The sequence below is a fragment of the Paractinoplanes atraurantiacus genome (assembly GCF_900215205.1).
GTDB lineage: Bacteria > Actinomycetota > Actinomycetes > Mycobacteriales > Micromonosporaceae > Actinoplanes > Actinoplanes atraurantiacus.
Genome location: NZ_OBDY01000001.1, coordinates 557,275 through 577,618, shown reverse-complemented (window position 1 = coordinate 577,618; position 20,344 = coordinate 557,275). Strand labels below are relative to the sequence as shown.

Here is a 20,344-nt window from a genome sequence, read left to right as displayed (position 1 = left end):
CGGAGACACGCCACAGCCTGGGGAAACGCCTCGCAGCGAGGGCGACCCGTGGTCGTTCGCCGATCCCGACGCGGCCTGGTGGCGCGGCGAGACCGACCGGCCTTCCCGTCCGCGTCACCCTCGCCGCCGCCCCCCGGCCACCAATCAGGATCAACAGCCTTCCGGTGGTACGGGGTTGATCGAGCCCCCAGCCGCGAAGACCTACACCGGCGAGGCAGCCGACGCCCACGCGCTGGCCGCCCAGGACGTGGCCGAGGCCCTGGACCCCGCCGCCCCACCGCGTCCCGCATCCCCGGCGGCCGACCTGACCCCACCGGAGACGGCCGCCGCGATCGCCCCACCGATCGGGGCCCCGGCCGCACCCCCGGCCCAGGGACCCATCGCGCCCGCGGAAGGGCCGGCTCAGGCCGCCGCCGCGCCCGTGGAAGGGCCGGCTCAGGCCGCCGCGCCGGTTGTCGCCTCGGCCGCGCCGCCGGCCGAAGCGGTCGCCCGTTTCGTCGCTGTTGAGCGCGACCACGACCGCCCGGACCCGAATCGCTACGACCCGCTGCGCCCACCCGCCGGATATACGGCCAGGACAGCGACGAACGCGGCAGCCGGCGCCATGCCGGCGATCGACGCAGCGACCGAGAAGCCAGGAACCGCCGTGACACAGCAGCCAAGCACCGCAGTGACACAGCAGCCGGGCAGCGCCGCGACTCCGCCGCCCGCTGTCGCCGCAGCCGGGCCGCCCACCGCGGCCACGGGACCGGCACCCGCAACCGAGACGCGGCCTTCCGCTCCGGGGACACCGCAACCCGCGACGCCCGCCGCCGAGACACGGCAGCCCGCCGTCGAGGCTGCGCAGCCCGCTGCGGCCGCCGGTGAGGTGACGCCGCCGGTGACGGCCGCGGGGCCGCCGCATCCCGGCACGGTGACGCCTCCGCCCGCGGATCAGGACGTCATGGTTCTGCCCGAGCCGAGCGCCCGCAACCGGCCCACCGTGCCGCTGGAGCCCGGCCCGGTCCCCGCCCGCCCGCCGGTCGTCCGGCGGCCCCGGCAGGGTGGCGCCCACGCCCGCCCCACCGAGCCGCTGCCGCCCCTGACCGGTTCGCCCACCACCGACGCGCGCCTGGAGCGGCTCGAGAACTCGCCCTTCTGGCACGACCGGGTCGACGACACCATCGAGGTTCAGCCCGAGGCTCCCCGCCGCTCGGCCGGCAAGCCCCGCCACAGCCGCCGCTCGGCCGGCCTGCCCCTCTCGGCCCAGGTCTCCCTGGTCGCTCTGGGCCTGGTCGCCGCCTTCTTCGCCTGGGTCAGCGCCGAGCCTTTCTGGCTCGCCGTCGGCCACGGCGACCTCGGCAACGCCACCACCACCGTCTGCACCGGCACCGGCGTCACCCAGCGCTGCGCCGGCCAGTTCACCGCCGACGACGGCAGCTACACCATCGCCCGCGTCACCCTGCTCGGCGTCGAGGGCACCGGCCGCCAGCCCGGCGCCGTCACTCCCGCCAAGATGGTCAGCCCGGACAGCCAGCAGGCCTATCTGGGCGGCACCGGGGCTCTGCTGCAACTGCGCTGGCTTCTCGGCTTCGCCTTGGTGCTTCTTTGCGGGTACGCCATCGCGGGTGTCACCCGGGCACGTCAGCTTCCGTCGGCCCGGGCGCGCCGGGGCGCCATCCTGCTGAGCCTGGCCGGCCCTCTGGCACTGCTCGCCGGCTTCCTGGCCGCCGCGTATTAAAAGCCTATTGATGCACCAGCGCGTACACCTCGCGCTTCTTCACGCCGTACTCGTCGGCCACGGCCTGGATCGCGTCCCGGCGCGACTGCCCGGCCGCCTCGCGGGCGGCCACCGCGGCGCGCAGGTCCTCGTCGGCCGGGCGTTCGGCCGGTCCGGCCGGCGCGCCGCCCACGACCAGGGTGATCTCGCCCCGGAACTCCTCCCGGGCGGCGTCGGCGGCCAACTCCTCCAGCGTGCTGCGGCGGATCTCCTCGTACGTCTTGGTCAGCTCGCGGCAGACCGCGGCCGGCCGGTCGGCGCCGAAGATCGCGGCCAGGTCGGCCAGGGTGCCCGCGATGCGGTGGGGCGCCTCGAACAGGACCAGCGTGCGCGGCTCCGCGGCGAGCTCGCGCAGCCGGGAGCGGCGGTGAGAACCCGTACGCGGAAGAAAGCCCTCGAAGACGAATCGGTCGCTGGGCAGGCCGGAGAGCGCCAGGGCGGTCGTGACCGCGCTCGGTCCCGGCGCCGCCGTCACCGGATATCCGGCGTCGAGGGCCGCGCGGACCAGCCGGAAGCCCGGGTCGGAGACGCTCGGCATGCCGCCGTCGGTGACCACGGCGACCACGGCGCCGCCGGCCAGGGCTTCGACCAGTTCGGGCGTACGTCTCTCGTCGTTGCCCTCGAAGTAGGAGACGACACGCCCGGAGACCGTGACGCCCAGGTCGCGGGTGAGGCGGGCCAGGCGGCGCGTGTCCTCGGCGGCGATCACGTCCGCCGTGGAGAGGACCTCGCGCAGTCGCGTGGAGGCGTCGCCGACGTTGCCCAGCGGCGCGCCGAGCAGCACGACCCGGCCGGAAGAGTTCTCTGCGGAAGACACGACGGAAAGTCCATCACATGACGCGCCGCGGCGACGGCGAGCGTCGGCTCTCAGCCGTACCTTCTACGATCGCGGGGTGACTACGGCGGCGACAGCGGAGAAAGAGATCACCCCGGAACCGCCCGTTGAGGCGCCGGAGTCCGGTGGCGTGCGCGCGATTCCCGAGGTCGTCCGGCGGCGGCTGACCGGCCTCGACAACTGGCTCAACCCCTATTCGTGGATCGTCACCGGCGTGATCGTGGTGATCGCCGCGATCCTGCGGCTCAACGGGGTCAGCAGCCCGAAGGGGTACATCTTCGACGAGGTGTACTACCCGACCGACGCCTGGGACATGCTCCAGCACGGCGTCGAGTGGGACGAGAAGACCAACGGCCCGGCGTACGTGGTGCATCCACCGCTGGGCAAATGGCTGATCTCCCTCGGCGAGCTGATCTTCGGCAACACCGAGCTCGGCTGGCGCCTGATGCCCGCGATCGCCGGCACGGTGATGATCCTGGTGCTGATCCGCGTCGCCTACCGGCTGTTCCACTCGGTGCTGCTGGCCGGTCTGGCCGGCCTGCTGATGACGCTCGACGGCTTCCAGCTGGTGCTCTCGCGCACCTCGCTGCTCGACATCTTCCTGGGCCTGTTCGTCCTGATGACCTTCGCCGCGATCGTGATCGATCGCGACCATTACCGGCGCGGCCTGCTGCGGGCGCTGGAGAACGGGTTCGATCCGGAGAAGACGCCGGCCGTGCCGCGGATCGTGCCGTGGTGGCTGCTGGTGGCCGGGGTGAGTTTCGGGATGGCCTGCGGCGTGAAGTGGAGCGCCCTGGCCTTCGCGCCGTTCTTCGCGGCGCTGGTGATCGTCTGGCGGGTGCAGGCCCGCCGCTCGGCCGGCATCCGCGGGCCGTTCCTGGCCGGCATCATCGGCGATCTGGGCTGGCTAATCCTGACCCTGGGCATCAGCTTCGTGGTCTACCTGGCCGCGTGGACGGGCTGGTTCGTCACCGACGACGGCTATTTCCGGCACTACCGGGAGGCGAACGGGCTCAGCGAGCCGCCGATCTTCGGCGCGTTGATGAACCTGTGGCACTACCACTCCGAGGCGTACAAGTTCCACAGTGGGCTGACCGAGCGGCACGTCTATCAGTCGTGGCCGTGGCAGTGGCTGCTGCTGGGCCGTCCGGTCGCCTTCTACTGGAACAACGGCGGCGACTGCGGGGCGCCGAGCTGCGCCCGCGAGGTGCTGCTGCTGGGCACGCCGATCCTGTGGTGGTCGTTCCTGCCCGCGCTGGCCGCCCTGGTCTGGTTCGGCCTGGCCCGCCGCGACTGGCGGGCGTGGGCGATCGGCACCGGCGCGGTCGCCGGCATCCTGCCGTGGTTCTACTACGCGATCAAGGACGGCCGGACGATGTTCTCGTTCTACGTCCTGCCCGCGCTGCCGTTCCTGATCCTGGCCGTCGTCTACGTGCTCGGCGCCATCATGACGCCGAAGGAGGGCATCACCTCCGGCCCGGGCCGCACGGACCGGCAGCTGATCGGCACGATCGTGGTCACGGCGTACGTGGTCGCGGTGGCGCTGTGCTTCGCCTACTTCTATCCGGTCTTCGTGGGGCAGCTGATCCCGTACGACAGCTGGTCGCAACGAATGTGGCTGGGCGGCCGCTGGATCTGAGCGGTCGTCCGGACCCTGACACCGCGCCGGTAGTGCTCGACACTGCCGGCGCGAGTCGTCTCGAGCGCAGGTCAGCGAGCTGAGGCAAAGCAAGAGCGCGCCCCGATCGCCTGCCACGGGGGAAGCGGGCGATAGGGGCGCGCACCACAAAGCTTAACGACCTCCGATGTCACGCACAACGGGTCGCGTGCCGAACTTTCAAATTTCGATCAAGCCGTTTGGACAAACCGGACAAAAACCAATAACCTAATTTTGTACGGCATATCGCCTCGTGAACAGGCTTCGGCTTTTAGCCTCTTTCACTGTCGGCAAAGCGACAGTTAACGGTTCTCCGAACTCGCGTAACCTCGATTCATTAACCATTGCACCGCAGCTCAGAGCGTTGCCTTTTTTCACGGCACACACCGGGCCCCATCTGGTCAAACGTAGACGCTCATCATTTCGGCTGATTCGAGTCGGCGATCATCCGTCACCCTCACGAGTGAGGGCCCTCAAGATCGCCATAAATATTTTTAAGCTCGCCGCGTGACTTCGCACGAGCCAAAAAACCCGCAATTCGCCGCGACCGAGATTCCCGATACTGAGGTGATCTCCGTTTCGCAGCCCGCCCCGGTGTTCGTGGACAGCACCGGGCGCCGCAGCAGGTTCCTCCGGCGGCTCGCCTACGCCTTCGGCGCGCTGGTCATGGTGTACGGCGGCCTGATCAGCGTGAGCCTGGCGGGCGGTCCGGTCCGCTCCAGCGCGGTGCTGCCGCTGCCCGGGCTGGAGCCCGAAGAGAAGGAGACCAAGGCGCCGGCTCCGGCCCCGCCGCCGCCCAGCCCGACGCCGGCCCCCAAGGCGACGGCCGTCTTCGTGGCCGAGGCCCGCCGGACCCCCGAGCGCCGCCTCGCGCCGCGCCTGGAGTCGGCCCGCGTGCCGACGTCGTCGTCCCGGCCGCCGTCGGCCACCCCGAAGGCCACCAAGTCGGTCAAGCCGGCGCCCAAGCCGAAGCCGACGACCTCCCGGCCGCTCGAGTCGGGTGTCGTGACGACCCCGCCGACCACACCGACGACGACCGGACCGGGCACCACCACCCCGCCGCCGTCCAGCAAGCCGCCGGTCGCGCCCGAGCCGCCCGCCCCGAACACCGGCGGCGGCACGGGCGGGGGCACCGGCACCGGGGGCGGAACAAGCGGCGGCGGTGGCGGCGGCAGCGCCGCCGGCGACCCGAGCCCGAGCCCGAACGGCTCGGGCTCGTCCAACTCCGGCTCCGGTTCCGGCACCACCTCGGGCGGCTCCGGCAGCGGCTCGGGCGGCTCCGGCGGCGGCTCCGGCGGCTCCGGGAGCGGCTCGGGCACGGCATCGGGCGGCTCCGGCGGGAGCGGGGGTGGGTCGGGCACGAGCGGTGGCGGATCCGGCACCACCTCGGGCGGCTCCGGCGGCGGCTCGGCCACGAGCGGCGGCTCCGGCAGCGGCGGCTCCGGCAGCGGCAGCGCTTCCGGGAGCAGCGGCTCCGGCAGCGGCTCCAGCGGCGGCGGGTCCGGCTCGGGTGGTTCCGGCTCCGCCGCTCCGCCGCCCGTCCCTGCCGCCGACGTTCTCACTTCCAAGGTGCCTTCGTGACCCCTCCCGCCATGCCCACCCGGCGAGCCCGCGGCCGCGCTCGCGGCCCCGTCCGCCGCCGGCTGCTGCCCGCGCCGCGCGTCCTGCTCGGCACGCTGCTGGTCGGCGTCTTCATCGCGGTGCTCATCGTGCAGGCGTACGTCAATGCCGAGTTCAAAGGCGACCACGCCGAGTCCGAGGTCGGCGACCAGGCCGGCGTGCCCCAGGCGATCCTCGGCGGCGGGCCGGTCATCAACACCACCGGCGGCCAGGAGAGCACCAGCCGGATGCCGGCCAAGACGATCGCGCTGACCTTCGACGACGGCCCCGACCCGACCTGGACCCCCAAGGTCCTCGACGTGCTCAAGCGGCACAACGCGCACGGCACCTTCTTCGTGGTCGGCTCCGAGGTCTCCCGCCACCCGGCGCTGGCCAAGCGGGTCACCGACGAGGGCAACGAGCTCGGCCTGCACACCTTCACCCACCCCAACCTTCAGCTGATCGCGCCGTGGCGGCGCAACCTGGAGCTGTCGCAGACGCAGGTCGCGATCGCCCGCGCCACCGGGGTGCACACCAACCTGGCCCGCTTCCCGTACTCGTCGAAGACGGCCGCGATCGACGAGACCAACTGGAAGATCATCAAGGACGCCGGCCGGCAGGGTTACCTGGTCGTCGTGAACGACCTGGACAGCGAGGACTGGCAGCTGCCGGGCGTGCCCCGGATCGTCGCGAACGCGACGCCCAGCGGCGGCGCCTCGGCGATCGTGCTCTTCCACGACGCCGGCGGCGACCGCTCGCAGACGGTCCGGGCGCTCGAGCGCTACATCCCGGCCATGCAGGCCAAGGGATATCGCTTCACGACGGTCACCGAGGGCCTCAACGGGACGATCGCCGAGAGCAACAAGGCCGCCGCGGCCAAGGCCGCGCCCGTGCCTCTGCTGGCCGAGAATCCCGAGGCGCCCGGCACCGACGTCTGGCGGGGCACGGCGGTCATCTGGACGGTCCGCCTCGCGGACGGGCTCGTCTGGGTCATCGCGGGGCTCTTCCTGCTGGTCGGGACGCTGACCATCGGGCGTACGGCATTGTTGCTGCTCCTCGCGACCCGGCACGCCCGGCAGCGCCGCAAGCCCGGCTGGAGCTGGGGCCGGCCGGTCGTCGAGCCGGTGTCGGTGATCGTGCCCGCGTACAACGAGAAGGAGGGCATCGAGGCCGCCGTGCGCTCGCTGGCCGGTGGCGACTATCCGGACATCGAGGTGGTGGTCGTCGACGACGGCTCGACCGACGGCACCGCCGCCCTGGTCGAGCAGATGCGGCTGCCCAACGTGCGGGTGGTCCGGGTGCCCAACGGCGGCAAGTCGAACGCCCTGAACACCGGGGTCGCGCTGGCCCGGCACGACCTGATCGTCACCGTCGACGGCGACACGATCTTCGAGCCGGACTCGATCCGCGAGCTGGTCCAGCCGTTCGCCGACCCGAAGGTGGGCGCGATCGCCGGCAACGTCAAGGTCGGCAACCGGGAGCGGATGGTCGCGGCCTGGCAGCACATCGAGTACGTGATCGGCTTCAACCTGGACCGGCGGCTGTACGAGGTGCTCGGCTGCATGCCGACCGTGCCCGGCGCGATCGGCGCGTTCCGTCGTGAGGCGCTGGCCCAGGTCGGCGGGGTCAGCGACGAGACGCTGGCCGAGGACACCGACGTCACGATCGCGCTGCTGCGGGCCGGCTGGAAGGTCGTCTACGCCGAGAAGGCGAAGGCGTGGACCGAGGCCCCGGCGACTCTGGAGCAGCTCTACCGCCAGCGGTACCGGTGGAGCTACGGAACCATGCAGGCGATGTGGAAGCACCGCCGGGCTCTGTGGGACTCCGGCCCGTCGGGCCGCTTCGGGCGGGTCGGCCTGCCGTTCCTGGCCCTGTTCGGGGTGGCGCTGCCGATGCTGGCCCCGGTCGTCGACATCATGCTGGTCTACGGCCTGGTCTTCTGGGAGCTCGAGGAGACGGTGGTGGCCTGGCTGGGCATGCTCGCCCTGCAGCTGTTCACCGCGGCGGTGGCGTTCCGGTTCGACAAGGAGTCGCTCAAGCCGCTGTGGCGCCTGCCACTTCAGCAGTTCGCCTATCGCCAGCTGATGTACCTGGTGCTGATGCAGTCGGCGACCACCGCGCTGACCGGCGGGCGGCTGCGCTGGCACAAGCTGCACCGGGCCGGGCTGGGCGCCCGGGCCGACGCGGTGGCGGCGCCGCTCGGCCGCGACGTCGCCCCGGTCGTGGACACCTGGCCCTCGACGCTCGGACAGGGCCGCGACGACCAGCACCCGGCGTCGGGCCGCGCCCTGGCCCGGCCGGTGGTACCGACGCAGCCGGATCGCACGGCCGTGCTCGACCCCCGTGATCTCCCGTCAGCCGGCTCGCCCCCGGGTGGCGGCTCGGGCCCGGTACGCACCGGGTGATCGTCGGCCCGTGCTCCGCTCGAACTGCAGCCGAGCGGAGCACGGGCCGATGTGCTGGTAAGACGGCGGAAACGGACGGGGGGTTCGCTGATCCACAAAATCGACCTATCGGATGTTTAGGGATATGTACGCCTCACTTCGCCCCCCGTACCGCACAAGTTCATCCAGAGTTCATCTTCAGGACCTGTTCCCGTCTCCCTGGACCAGGCAGCATCGCCAAGTCCCCCGCGCTCCTCGCAGGAACTGGTGTCATGCTGCAGCTCCATCGCTCACCGTCTCTGTCACGTCCCGGTGAGGAAGCGAGGTGACTCCACGGCTGAGCATCGTCGTCCCGTTTTACAACGTCGAGCGGTACATAGGCGACTGCCTGGACTCGTTGTCCCGGCAGACCCTCACCGACTTCGAGGTCATCCTCGTCGACGACGGCTCACCGGACGGTAGCGCCGAGATCGCCCGCGCCCACTGCGAGGCCGATCCCCGTTTCCGCATCGTCACCCAGGAGAACCAGGGCCTCGGCCCGGCCCGCAACACGGGCGTCAAGCACGCGCAGGGCGAATACCTGACCTTCGTCGACAGCGACGACCTGATCCCCCGGTACGCCTACGAGATCATGGTGCGCTCCCTCGACGAGACCGCCTCCTCGCTGGCCGGCGGCAACGCGCGCCGGTTCAACAACACCTACGGCGTCCGCCAGTCGTACGTGCACCGCGCCGGCTACGGCAAGCTGCGCAAGGCCACCCACATCTTCGAGCACCCCGGCCTGGCCATCGACCGCATGGTGTGGAACAAGGTCTACCGCCGCTCGTTCTGGGACCAGTTCAAATACCAGTTCCCGGCGATCCGCTACGAGGACTACCCGGTCACCCTGCGGGCCCACATCGACGCCGTGACCGTCGACTGCCTGGCCGTGCCGGTCTACTACTGGCGCGAGCGCGAGTCGGGCGAGTCGATCACCCAGCTCAAGTTCCAGTTCGCCAACATCGAGGACCGCGTCGTCTCGGCCGAGATGGTGCTCGACCTGGTCGACAAGCGCGCCCCCGAGCTGCGCGGCGAGGTGCACCGCCACCTGGCCACGGTCGACCTGACCACCATCGTCCAGTCGTTCGCGTCGGCCGCCGACCACGAGATGACCCCGCTGCTCGCCCTGGGCAAGCGGCTCAGCGGCCGGCTCGACCCGGCGGTGCTGGCCGAGTCGTCGACCTTCGCCCGCCTCGAGTACGAGGCCCTCCAGTCCGGCGACGCCGAGCTGCTGCAGAACCTGGCCCGTTTCCGGGCCGACGGCGGCCTGCGCGGCGGCGTCCGGGCCCGCCGTCACCCCGTGCTCCCCTGGCGCTACGAGGGGCAGTACCCGGGGCTGCGCGAAGGCGCCAAGGTCGCCTCCTCGCTCTACACCCTGCCGCGCACCGAGCTCGACGTCCGCACCGCGGTGCGCGACCTCTCCTGGACCGACGACGCGCTCGTGCTGCACGGCACGGCCGAGATCGCCCACCTGCCGACCACGGCCAAGTCGGAGATCCGGGTCGCCCTCGCCTGGGGCAAGGAGTCGCGGGAGCTGCCGGTCGAGCGGCTCGTCGAGCACGACGAGCACGGCGACAACCGGCCCGTCGGCTTCATCACGCGCATCCCCCGTACGCTGCTGGCCTCGCTCTCCGGCTCGGCCAAAAAGGCGCAGATCACCGTGGAGGTGCGCTCACACGGCCTCAAGCGCCGCGGTGTGCTGGCCGCCGGTGGTCTGCAGTACCCGGTCGGCGACTGGGTCGGCGACGTCTGGGTGCAGCCGCTCAACGGCGGCGACGGCCGGGTCTTCCTCGAGTTCCGGCGCAACACGGTCGAGCTGACCACGGCCGAGGTCGAGGGCGACGAGCTCGTGCTCAGCGGCCGGCTCGCCTCCCGCCTGGAGGAGCCCGAGCTGCGGCTGAGCCACTCGGTCGGCGCCATCCACGTGCCGGTCCAGCGGGTCCGGCACGACGCCATGGACGACTTCACGGCCCGGGTGCCGCTGGACGAGCTGATCGGCGTGACCGAGCCGGACGACCCGTTCCTGCTGCGTACGGTCCTGGTGCCCCGCATGCACGACGGCAAGAACCAGTTCATGATGTCGATCACCGGCCTCGACCGGGGCGTCCTGGCCGAGCGCCGCGGCCGCGTGGTGGCGGTGAGCCGCTCCCCCGGCATGTACCTGAACCTGATCGAGGCGCCGGCCCAGGTCTTCGCCGACGACGTCGTGGCGGTTCCGGACGCGACCTATCTGAGCGTCTCCGGCCCACGCTGGGCCGGCACCGACTACAGCCGGATCACCTGGCGCCGCTTCCTGCCGAACTCCGACGACGGCATCGACGCGCCGGTCCAGATCACCCTGGACGACGAGCGGTGGACGGCGTCGACGAGACTGGACGACCTGTCCGAGGGTGAGGATCTGAACTGGGCCCTGTTCGCCTCGCCGGAGGGCGGTACGCCGTACGCCGTACAGGCCGACAGCTTCCTGGTGAGCCGGCTCCCCCGCCGGCTGGGCAAGCTGGTCCTGCGGGCCCGCAGTGGCATCCTGCACCTGGAGATGGACTGATCGCATGCATCACCACAACCACTACTACGGGTTGACGCACATCCTGGCCCGGCACTGCGGCCTGGACGACGAGTTCCCGCCGCGCATCCCGGGCTACCTGCAGCACGGCTGGAACGTGGGCTGCGGCTGGAACCCGGTGCACGAGTTCTTCGACGGCGCCTGGCGGTTCGTCTGGAGCGACGCCCCCCGCCGGCGCGGCCACGCGCTGAGCCGCCGCAACTACGCGGTGACCGGCGCGCCCATGCTCTACCTGATGGACCTCGAGCCCGACCTGGGCAAGGTCAAGGAGTCCGAGCGCGAGGGCACGCTCTGGTTCCTCTTCCACGGCTGGGACGCCCCGGGCGGCCTCGGCGCCAAGATCGAGGGCGACCACGCCCGCCTGATCAGCGAGATCAAGGAGACCGAGACCGAGCCGGTCACGATCAGCCTCTACTACACCGAGTACGAGCGGGCCGACGTGCGCCGGGCGTACGAGGAGGCCGGCTTCGAGGTCATCTGCTTCGGCAAGCGCGGCTGGAACTACGAGGGCACCGACCGCAAGTTCCTCTACAAGCAGCTGGCCGCGTTCCGCCGGTTCAAGCGGGTGGCCTCCAACCGGCTCGCCACGGCGATCTTCTACGGTGTCGCGGCCGGCTGCGAGCCCGCCGTCTACGGTGACGCGATGGCGCTCGAGGGCGACAACCCGCTGTTCGGCGGTCAGTCCCGCATCGCCCGCCTCTGGCCCGACATGCTGGGCAAGGACATCGATCTCGCCACCGCCCGCGCGATCACCGACGACGAGCTCGGCAAGGACTGGATGATGTCGCCCGCCGAGATGCGGTCTCTCTTCGATTGGAACCACCATGACTGACATCGAGGTCGTCCGCGGCGAGATCCAGCCCTGGACCGACTACACCAGCTACCGCAAGCCCGCGGGCGGTGACGCGCTTCTGGCCTTCCTCACCGACGCACTGCCCGCCAAGGCGGCCCGCGCGCTGGTCGCCGGCCCGCACAGCCACGAGCTGATCAGGCTGGTGGCGGCCCGCAGCGAGCACGTCACCGTGCTGATCCGCTCGGTCAGCGACGCCACCGACCTGCGTGAGGCGTTCCCCGGATCCGAGGTCACCGTGATCGCCGGCGCGCTCGACGGCCTGGCCAACGGCCCGTACGACCTGGTGATCGCGGCCGACGGCCTCGACCGCGTCCTCGGCTACGACTCGCCGGCGCTCAACTGGCCGCAGCGGGCCGCCCTGGTCACCGGGCTGGCCGGGCCGGACGCGCTGGTGCTGATCGGCGTCGAGAACGAGTTCGGGCTGGCCGGGCTTTACGACCGGCGCCCGGTCGACGCCCGCCACGGCGACGACGAGTGGCGCCCGCTGCACGACGACCCCGAGCGCCCCACCTCGCCCGACCAGGTGCTGGCCGCCCTTCCGGTTGCCCGGCTGTACGCGTCGTTCGACGCCGCCGGCGAGACACACACGCTGCTCGACGCGGCCGCCGCCGCGGCCACCCGCCCCGGCCGGCCCGGCGCCCGCCTGGCCCTGGAGGGCCTGGCCGCCACCGCCGCGCACACCCCGCTGGTCGCCCCGATCAACACCGGCGCCGACGCCGCCGCCCGGGCCGGGCTGCTCGGCGCAGTGGCGCCCGGCTGGCTGGCCGTGCTCGGCCCGGCCGGCGCCACCCACACGGCGTACACGGCCACCCACAGCCTCGACCTCGGCGACGCCGGCTGGACGGTCGGCGACCGGGTCGTGCCCGACACGGTCTCGGCCGAGACGGAGCTGTTCCGGCTGGCCGCGGCCGAGGACGTGCCCGGCTTCCGGGCGTTTGCGGCCCGTGTCGACGACTTCCCGCTGGACGACCTCTACCCGGCGGCCGACGGCTTCGCCCGCGGCATCACCGAGGCGCCGGAGGGTGCGAGCCGCGAGGAGCTCGTGGCCGCCTCGTGGTTCCGGTTCCGCGACCGTCTCATCGCCGCCCACCGCCGCCACCCGTGGCCGCCGTGGATGGTCGACAGCGACGACCTGGTGACCACCTGGCTCGGCATGTCCGGCGTCGAGGCCACGCCCGAGCTGCTGGCCCGCGGCCGGGAGCTGGCTGAGGCGTTCGCGCCGGCCGAGGCCGAGGTGCCCGACGTGGCCACCGCGCTCGCCGACACCGACGAGGACAAGAAGCGGATCAAGGAGCTGACCGGCAAGGTCTTCGGCCTCGAGCGGACGCTGCGCTTCCGCGACCAGAGCCTGAAGACCCGCGAGGCGCAGCTCCGCAAGTTCCGGGACGAGCTGCGGCAGTACCGCAACTCGCCGGTGCTCAAGCTGCACGACACGGCCAAGAAGGTGGCGAAGATCCGCCACCCGAAGCAGTTCGCCCGCGCGGTGAAGAAGAAGCTGAAGGGCTGACCCCTACGCCGCGATCAGATCCTCGATCATGTCGGTCGGGGTGAGATCGGCGAACGGGAACACCACGTGCAGGGACGTGCCGTCGCCGGGCCGGTCCGACAGCGCCACGGTGGCGTGGTGCGCGTCCAGGATCTTCTTGGCGACGGCGAGCCCCCGGTCGGGCCCGGGCACCGTCGACGGGTTGGCGATCGCGCCGTAGTACAGGTGCGGGAACAGGTCGGGGCGCATGCCGTCGGGCATGTCCATGTCGTCCAGGCGCACCGTCGGCCCCGACTCGATCTCGGTGCCGACGCGCACCCGGCCGCCCGACGGCGTGTACTTCACGGCCGCGAACAGCAGGTGCGTGAGCACCTGCTCCAGCCGCACCGGGTCGGCGAGGATCGGCATGGCCGGTCCGCCGGCCTGGTTGAGGATCCAGATCTGCTTGGTGGCGGCGATCGGGCGTACCGCCTCGACCGCGCGCTGCGTGATCCGGGTCAGGTCGATCTGCCGCATGTGCAGGCTCTCGCTGCCGAAGCCGGCGTCGGCCATCGTCGTCAGATGGTGCAGCAGGTCGATGAAGCCGCGGATGTGCCCGGACACCGCCTTGCTCACCAGGTCGCCCATCTCGGCGTCGTGATAGCCGGTCTTGCCCAGCTTGCCGAGATATTGCGACATCAGCCGCAGCGGCGCCCGCAGGTCCCCGCCGACCAGGCCGGCCAGGTCGTCCTTGCGCCGCTCGAGCTCCTGGAGCCGGGCCGTGGTGTTGGCCAGCGCGATCGCGTGCCGGCGCAGCTCCATCTGCGAGGTGACCTGCCGGGCCAGTGCGCGCAGGGCCTGGAGCTGCTCGACGTCGAGTTTGCGCGGCTCGTTGTCGATCACGCAGAGCGTGCCCAGCGCGAAGCCGTCGGTGGTGACCAGCGGCGCCCCGGCGTAGAACCGGACGCCGTCGTCGCAGGTCACCGTCGGGTTGTCGGCGAAGCGCGGATCCTTTGTCGCGTCCGGCACCACGAGCAGGTCACGGCCGAGGATCGCGTGGGAGCAGAACGAGAGCTCCCGGTCGGTCTCGGTCGCCTCGGTGCCGATCTTCGCCTTGAACCACTGCCGGTCGGTGTCGACCAGGGTCACGAGCGACATCGGCGTGCCGCACACGTTCGAGGCGAGCGCGACGATGTCGTCGAAATCCTGCTCGGGCGCGCTGTCGAGGATGTCGAGCGCGTAGAGCGCGGTGAGCCGGTCGATCTCATTGTCGGGCAGGGGAGCTTTCATGCCGTCACCTCCGAAGACTTGCTTCAGAGGTACCACCCGAAAGTAGCTATCCCACCGTTTCGGACTTTTTCCACGGCCGCAGCGGCCGGGTCGCGGCCGGCCAGCCGAGATGCGTGCGCAGCTCCTCGGGCGTGGCCAGGATGTCGGCGCCGAGCTCGATCCGGGCGATCTCGCGGGCGGCCACCGGGTCGGGGTCGTAGCCGTAGACCTCGGGCCACTGGCGCCGCAGCCGCGGCTCGCCGCCGAAGGTCGGGTCGGCGCCCTCGAGCACCATCGGATCGCCGTAGACCGCGCCCTGGGCGCCGGCCAGCAGGCCGTACCAGATCGCGCTGCACAGGCGGTTGGAGATGACGCGCTTGTGGCGGCGCAGCTCGGCCAGCTGGCGCACCAGGAAGTCACGGTCGTGGTCACGCCACCAGAAGCCGCGGTAGCCGTGGCAGATGACCCGGAAGCCGGCGTCCTCGTACAGCTTGCGGATCTTGCGGACCTTGTGCTCGTTGAAGTACAGGCAGGCGGTGATCGGGCCGGTCTCGTGCGCCTTGAGCTCGTCGATCAGGCGCTGGTGATCGCCCATCACCTGCTGCCCCTCCCAGCCGTGGAAGGGGTAGAAGATGGTGCCCTCGCGCTTCGACTCGTCGACCGGCGTCTCGTTCATCTCGAGGAGATAGGCGAACGGGGAGCCGATGGCGACCACGTCGCGGCGGCCCTGTGACCACGCCCGGCGCCGGACCTGCTCGGACCACACCCACAGCCGGCTGCCCTCGACGAACGGCACACCCGGGGCCAGGCCGTCGCCGATGTTCCACCCGTGCTGCAGGTAGCCCTGCATGCGCGGCGGGTGCATCCACTCGTCGAGCTGGGCGTAACGGGCAAGCACGTGGGCGTGGCCGTAGTAGTAATTGGCGTGGTGCATGTCCACCCTGTGAATTCGAGCGACGACCGATCTAATACGGTCGGTCCTGCGGCGTCGGGGCTGAAGCCTAGCACCGCCAAAAGCGACGAAGGGCATCCGATGAAGGACCACGCGGGACCGGTCGTACCGGTCCGGGCGCGCGGCGCATATCAGCAATCGGCGCTGGTGCTGGGCACGGCTCAGCTCGGCGGGGCGTACGGCATCGCCAACCGCACCGGTGTGCCGGACGACGACGCCACGGCCCGCATGCTGGCCACGGCCCGCGACCTCGGCGTCACCCACCTCGACACCGCCCGCGCCTACGGCGACAGCGAGCAGCGGATCGGCGCGGCGCTGGGCGATCTGGATCTCGCGGTCATCACCAAGATCGCGCCGGGCGGAGCGGTCCGGGAAAGCGTCGAGGCGAGCCGGGCCGCCCTGCGTGTCGCCGGTCCACTCACAATCCTGCTGCACCGCGCGGCCGACGCCCCGGCCGGCTGGGACGATCTGCGCCGCTGCCTGGAGTCGGGCGACGCCGACCGGGTCGGCGTGTCGGTGCAGTCGCCCGACGAGCTGCGCCGGGTGCTCGACCTGCCCGATCTCGGGTACGTGCAGCTGCCCTGCAACCTGCTCGACCGGCGCTGGCTGGCCGGCGACCTCGACGCGGCCCTGGCCGAGCGGCCCGACCTCGTGGTGACCGTGCGCAGTGCGTACCTCCAAGGTCTGCTCGTCGCCGGCAGCGGCGTGCGCTGGCCGAATTACCCGGATGACCAGCGCGATCGGGCCGTGTCCATCCTGGACGGACTGGTGACCGAGCTCGGGCGCGAGGACCGCGCCGACCTGTGCCTGGCCTATCTGCTGTCGCTGCCGTGGGTGACCTCGCTGGTGGTCGGCGCCGAGACCGAGGAGCAGCTGCGGAGCAACGCCGCCCTGGTCAGCCGCAAGCCGCTGACCGAGGCCGAGCGCGACCAGGTGCTGCGCGAGGTGCCGGAGATGCCGGTGGAGCTGCTCGACCCGAGCCGGTGGTCCGCATGATCACTCCGAACGACCTCTTCGGACTGAGCGGCAAGGTGGCCGTGGTGACCGGCGCGACCGGCCGGCTCGGCCAGGTGATGGCGTCGGCGCTGGCCGGCGCCGGCGCGACGACCTGGCTGGTCGGCCGCGACCAGGGCCGGCTCGACAAGCTGGCCGCGGAACTGGGCGGCGACTGCGTGCCGGCCCGATGCGACGTCACCTCCGACGACGACGTGGCCGCGCTCGGCGACCGGCTGCGCGAGGCCGGCGGCCGGGTCGACGTGCTGGTGCACAACGCGCACGTGGGCCGGGCCGGCTCGCTGCGCACCGCCCGCCCCGGCGACTACATGGAGGCCGCCGACCTGGCCTTCTCCGCCTTCCAGCGCTTGCTCGGGGCGACTCGCGAGCTGCTCGAGACCGCGGCCGCCGACGGCTCGCCGTCGGTGATCACGGTGGCCTCGATGTACGGCCTGGTCAGCCCGAAACCGCATCTCTACGATTCGCCCGACGCCGGCAACCCGCCGTACTACGGCGCCGTGAAGGCGGGCATCGTCCAGCTCACCCGCTATGCGGCGGTCGAGCTCGGCCCGGCCGGCATCCGGGTCAACTGCGTGACACCCGGCCCGTTCCCCGGCGAGGGCGGTGACCCGGCGCTGCTGAAGCGGCTGGCCGAGCAGACGCCGTTGGGCCGCGTGGGCGATCCGGCCGAGATCGCGACCACGGTGCTCTACCTGGCCTCCCCCCGCTCCAGCTTCACCACCGGCGCCAACGTGGTGGTCGACGGCGGTTGGACAATCTGGTAACACACCTTTTGTCCGATATGCCCGTTGATTGGGCATGCACACTCTCCTGGCCGTCCTGCTGGCGGTGACCCCTTCCTTCGGAGACGGCTTCGAGAAGCCGTACGTCGACGGCGCCTACTTTCGGTACGCGGTGGGCACGCAACTCGGCCCGTGGACGGTCACCAAAGGCGACGTCGACCTGGCGAGCGACGCGCTGTGGCAGGTCACCGAGGGCCGGCAGAACCTCGACCTCGACGGCGGACAGCAGGGCGCGGTCGCCGCGACCTTCGCCACCGAGCCGCTGCTGACCTACCGCATCACCTATGACCTGGCCGGCAACTACGCTGGTCCGCCCGCGGTCAAGACGGGCGAGCTGCGGGTCAACGGCAAGCTCATCCAGGCGCTGTCCTTCGACACGACGGGCCGGACTGCCACAAACATGGGCTTCGCCCGGCGTACGGCGTACGTCCTGGCCAAGAGCAGCACCTTCCGCCTGGAGTTCGCCAGCACCACGACGCCGGCCGGCTACGGCCCGGTGATCGACGATGTCCGTGTGGACGCCTGTCTGCTGATCATCTGCCCGAAAGGCGTCTCCCCAGCGGCCTGACCGGCAGGCGAGACTGATCGCATGGGGTACGTGCTCGACACCGGGGAACTACCGGTCACCGATCGGGTCGAGGCCGTGCACACCGCCATGATGTACGCGTCGGCGCCGTGCCACGTGCTGCACGAGGACCCGCACGGCCCCGTACACGCCCGGCTCGAGGTGTGGGACCTCGGCGGCGCCAACATCTTCACCCACCGCTCCACCGGCATCCGCCTGCTCCGCACGGCCAAACTGGCCCGGCAGGACGCGATGCCGGTGATCGCCCTCTCGGTCCAGCAGCGGGCCGACGGCCGCATCGACCAGCACGGCCACCGGCGCGTCGTCCGGCCCGGCGACCTGCTGGCCGTGGATCTGTCCGCCCCGTACGACTTCTCCTGGTCCGGCGAGGGCGCCGCCGGCTGCCTGCAGATCCCCTTCGACCAGCTCGGCCTGCCCCTGGACGTCGTACGCCGGGCCACCGCCGACATCGCCGCCAGCCCGCTCTACCACCTGGTCACCGAACACATCAGCCAGCTGGCCCGCGACCCCGCCGCCATCACCGGCGACGTCTCCGCCACAGCGGTCGCCGCGGCCAGCATCGACCTGGCCCGCGCCCTGCTCGTCTCGGCCGCCCGATCCACGAAGCACACCGGCCAGATCAGAGCCGACACCCTGCTGACCCGCATCCGCGCCTACACCAGGCAGCACCTGGGCGACCCGTCCCTGACACCGGCGCTGATCGCCGCCGCCCACAACATCTCGGTACGCCACCTGTACAAGCTCTGCGCCGACGCGAACCTCAGCCTCGAACAGTGGATCATCGACCAGCGCCTGGACCGCATCCGCCACGACCTGACCCTGCCCGACCACTCCCACCTCCCGATAGCCACCATCGCCACCCGCTGGGGCTTCCGGGACCCCACCCATTTCGCCCGCCGCTTCAAGTCCCGCTACGGCCTGACCCCCAGCCACTGGCGCCGCTCCTGCACCGAAGCCACCCGAACCTGACCCGGCTGAGCCGCGCAGCCGTGCGCTCATCGAGTGCACCTCGCAGAATTTCGCCCACCAGGCGCAGGTCGTCCAATGTCGTGTCGCGTCCCTCGGGGACGGCTCGGAGAACGCGTAACGACCGGGGAGCGCCGAAGCGCGTCCTCGCGCAGCTGGCGTCGCGGTTGGACAGCTGAGCGAGCACCGCCGGTCGGGTCCGCTGTCGAGGCAGAGGCGAATGATGCCGAGAAGGTCGGTGCCCTCTTTCGCCCGGCCTCTGTTCGGGCGGCCACGGCCGGGGGCGTGGGCCAGATCGAGCGCGACGAACAGAGGTCGCACCAGTGGCCGGTCCCGTGCCCCCATGGGAGCCGGCGCGTGCACACGAGCGCGAGCGGAGCCACGCGGACCGTCGCGGCGCGGCACAGCCTGGTCGGGGACGGCGCCTCGGCATCGACGAAGAGTCCTTCGCCCACGAGATGCAGATGACCGCGGAGATCGAGCCAACCCCACGCCAGTTCCTCGGCGCCCTCCACGGATCCGCGCATGTCCCAAGCGGACGGTGTTCGGTAATTACCGAACACCGAACAGTATGTTCATGCGCGGCAAGGGGTGGAGGCGGTAGCTCTCCGCTTCGCCGGCGGGGTGGATCAGGTCGTGGTCGATCAGTTCGGCGATGACGTCGTTGGCCTCGGATTCCGGCAGGCCGGTCACGGTGGCGGCGATGCCGGGAGTGAAGTCCGGGAGTTTGGCGATGGCCTGGCAGAGGGCTCGGGCCGGTGCGGACAGCGCGGCGAACGCCTGGGCCAGGGTGGCTTCCACGGAGAGGTCGCCGGCGGTCAGGGTGGCCAGGCGGCGGGGCTCGTCGGCGAGGCGGGCGGCCAGGTGGGTCATGGTCCAGCCGGGGCGGCCGGCTATGCGGTTGCCGGCTATGCGCAGGGCCAGCGGCACGTGGCCGCAATAGGCGGCCACCTCGGTGGCGGCCGGGTCGGGGGTGCCGGTGATCGCCGTCAGCAGGGCGGCCGACTCCGGTGGGGGCAGGGGTTTCAGGTGCAGGTGGGTGGCGCCGTCCACGGGCAGGCGGCGCCGGCTGGTGATCCAGACCGCGGTGGCGGGTGGTAGTGGGACCGGTGCGGCCGTGGCGTTGTCGAGGATCACCAGGGCGGCGGCGGGGATCTTCTGGAGGCGGGCCCGCAGGTCGCCGGCCCGGCAGTCGAGGAAGTGGGCCTGGGGAACGGCTGCAGCGGCGTGTACCGCGAGGGCCGTCTTGCCTACGCCGGGCTGGCCGTGGATGACCACCCGGCGGGAGGTGGACAGCAGGGCCAGTTCGGCGGCGCGGCCGGTGAAGTCGGGGACGTCCCGGGGCGGCGCGTAGGCCGTACGCGAAAGACCTGATTTTGCGGCGGCCGCCGCTTCGGTCAAGGCCGCGCGGTCGAAAGGGCTCAAGGTCAGCGCCGCGGCCAGGGCGTCCAATGTGCGCTGCTGGGGTGCCGTGCTGTGGCCTCGCTCCATGTCGCTGATCGCGCGGGCGCTCACCCCGGAGGCGTCGGCCAGGTCCCGCAGGGTCATGCGGGCGGCGCGCCGGTGGGAGCGGAGCAGCGATGCAAAGGTCACGTTCCGCAGTCTGGCATCGGGTGCCGGT

General features: G+C 71.6%; 15 protein-coding genes. 11 read left to right on the top strand and 4 right to left on the bottom strand.

What is annotated here, in order from left to right; translation table 11 throughout:
• The first annotated feature begins 175 nt into the window (after window positions 1-175).
• Complete coding sequence (locus tag CRP55_RS02690) at window positions 176-1,720, top strand: hypothetical protein (protein ID WP_097317824.1); 1,545 nt, start codon at window positions 176-178, stop codon at window positions 1,718-1,720.
• A gap of 4 nt (window positions 1,721-1,724) precedes the next feature.
• Here the strand turns inward: CRP55_RS02690 and rsmI are convergent, their stop codons facing one another.
• The gene (gene rsmI, locus CRP55_RS02685; RefSeq protein ID WP_097317823.1) at window positions 1,725-2,576 is read right to left on the bottom strand and encodes a 16S rRNA (cytidine(1402)-2'-O)-methyltransferase; all 852 of its coding nucleotides are present in this window, start codon (window positions 2,574-2,576) and stop codon (window positions 1,725-1,727) included.
• Between the two features lie 76 nt (window positions 2,577-2,652).
• Here rsmI and CRP55_RS02680 point away from each other — a divergent pair, with 76 nt between their 5' ends.
• From CRP55_RS02680 to CRP55_RS02655, 6 genes are all read left to right on the top strand, one after another.
• Complete coding sequence (locus tag CRP55_RS02680) at window positions 2,653-4,233, top strand: dolichyl-phosphate-mannose--protein mannosyltransferase (RefSeq protein ID WP_097317822.1); 1,581 nt, start codon at window positions 2,653-2,655, stop codon at window positions 4,231-4,233.
• Between the two features lie 525 nt (window positions 4,234-4,758).
• Window positions 4,759-5,832, top strand: coding sequence for a hypothetical protein (locus CRP55_RS02675; RefSeq protein ID WP_143234371.1), 1,074 nt, complete (start codon window positions 4,759-4,761; stop codon window positions 5,830-5,832).
• An 11-nt stretch (window positions 5,833-5,843) separates the two neighbouring features.
• The gene (locus tag CRP55_RS02670; RefSeq protein WP_097317820.1) at window positions 5,844-8,255 is read left to right on the top strand and encodes a bifunctional polysaccharide deacetylase/glycosyltransferase family 2 protein; all 2,412 of its coding nucleotides are present in this window, start codon (window positions 5,844-5,846) and stop codon (window positions 8,253-8,255) included.
• A 304-nt stretch (window positions 8,256-8,559) separates the two neighbouring features.
• Entirely contained in the window at window positions 8,560-10,818 is a 2,259-nt protein-coding gene (locus tag CRP55_RS02665) for a glycosyltransferase family 2 protein (protein ID WP_097317819.1), read from the top strand.
• A gap of 4 nt (window positions 10,819-10,822) precedes the next feature.
• Window positions 10,823-11,668 carry a hypothetical protein gene (locus CRP55_RS02660; RefSeq protein WP_097317818.1) on the top strand — a complete coding sequence of 282 codons (846 nt, stop codon included), beginning with the start codon at window positions 10,823-10,825 and terminating at the stop codon, window positions 11,666-11,668.
• Complete coding sequence (locus CRP55_RS02655; protein WP_097317817.1) at window positions 11,661-13,196, top strand: hypothetical protein; 1,536 nt, start codon at window positions 11,661-11,663, stop codon at window positions 13,194-13,196. Before CRP55_RS02660 ends, CRP55_RS02655 begins: the two co-directional genes overlap by 8 nt.
• Before the next feature lie 3 nt (window positions 13,197-13,199).
• Here CRP55_RS02655 and CRP55_RS02650 read toward each other — a convergent pair whose 3' ends face one another.
• Window positions 13,200-14,444, bottom strand: a complete 1,245-nt coding sequence (locus CRP55_RS02650) for a GAF domain-containing sensor histidine kinase (RefSeq protein ID WP_097318696.1) — start codon at window positions 14,442-14,444, stop codon at window positions 13,200-13,202.
• A gap of 46 nt (window positions 14,445-14,490) precedes the next feature.
• Window positions 14,491-15,357, bottom strand: a complete 867-nt coding sequence (locus tag CRP55_RS02645) for a hypothetical protein (protein WP_097317816.1) — start codon at window positions 15,355-15,357, stop codon at window positions 14,491-14,493.
• 99 nt (window positions 15,358-15,456) lie between these two features.
• On the opposite strand from CRP55_RS02645, the gene CRP55_RS02640 reads away from it, so the two are divergent.
• Genes CRP55_RS02640 through CRP55_RS55535 form a run of 4 tightly spaced genes read left to right on the top strand, consistent with a single transcriptional unit; the run spans window position 15,457 to window position 18,726 of the window.
• Entirely contained in the window at window positions 15,457-16,371 is a 915-nt protein-coding gene (locus tag CRP55_RS02640; RefSeq protein ID WP_097317815.1) for an aldo/keto reductase, read from the top strand.
• Window positions 16,368-17,153 carry an SDR family NAD(P)-dependent oxidoreductase gene (locus tag CRP55_RS02635; protein ID WP_143234369.1) on the top strand — a complete coding sequence of 262 codons (786 nt, stop codon included), beginning with the start codon at window positions 16,368-16,370 and terminating at the stop codon, window positions 17,151-17,153. The genes CRP55_RS02640 and CRP55_RS02635 overlap by 4 nt, the downstream gene beginning before the upstream one ends.
• Before the next feature lie 34 nt (window positions 17,154-17,187).
• Window positions 17,188-17,739, top strand: a complete 552-nt coding sequence (locus CRP55_RS02630; RefSeq protein ID WP_097317813.1) for a DUF642 domain-containing protein — start codon at window positions 17,188-17,190, stop codon at window positions 17,737-17,739.
• A 21-nt stretch (window positions 17,740-17,760) separates the two neighbouring features.
• Window positions 17,761-18,726 carry a helix-turn-helix domain-containing protein gene (locus CRP55_RS55535; RefSeq protein ID WP_097317812.1) on the top strand — a complete coding sequence of 322 codons (966 nt, stop codon included), beginning with the start codon at window positions 17,761-17,763 and terminating at the stop codon, window positions 18,724-18,726.
• A gap of 549 nt (window positions 18,727-19,275) precedes the next feature.
• Here the strand turns inward: CRP55_RS55535 and CRP55_RS02620 are convergent.
• Entirely contained in the window at window positions 19,276-20,316 is a 1,041-nt protein-coding gene (locus tag CRP55_RS02620; protein ID WP_179854988.1) for a helix-turn-helix domain-containing protein, read from the bottom strand.
• Between the last annotated feature and the right edge of the window lie 28 nt (window positions 20,317-20,344).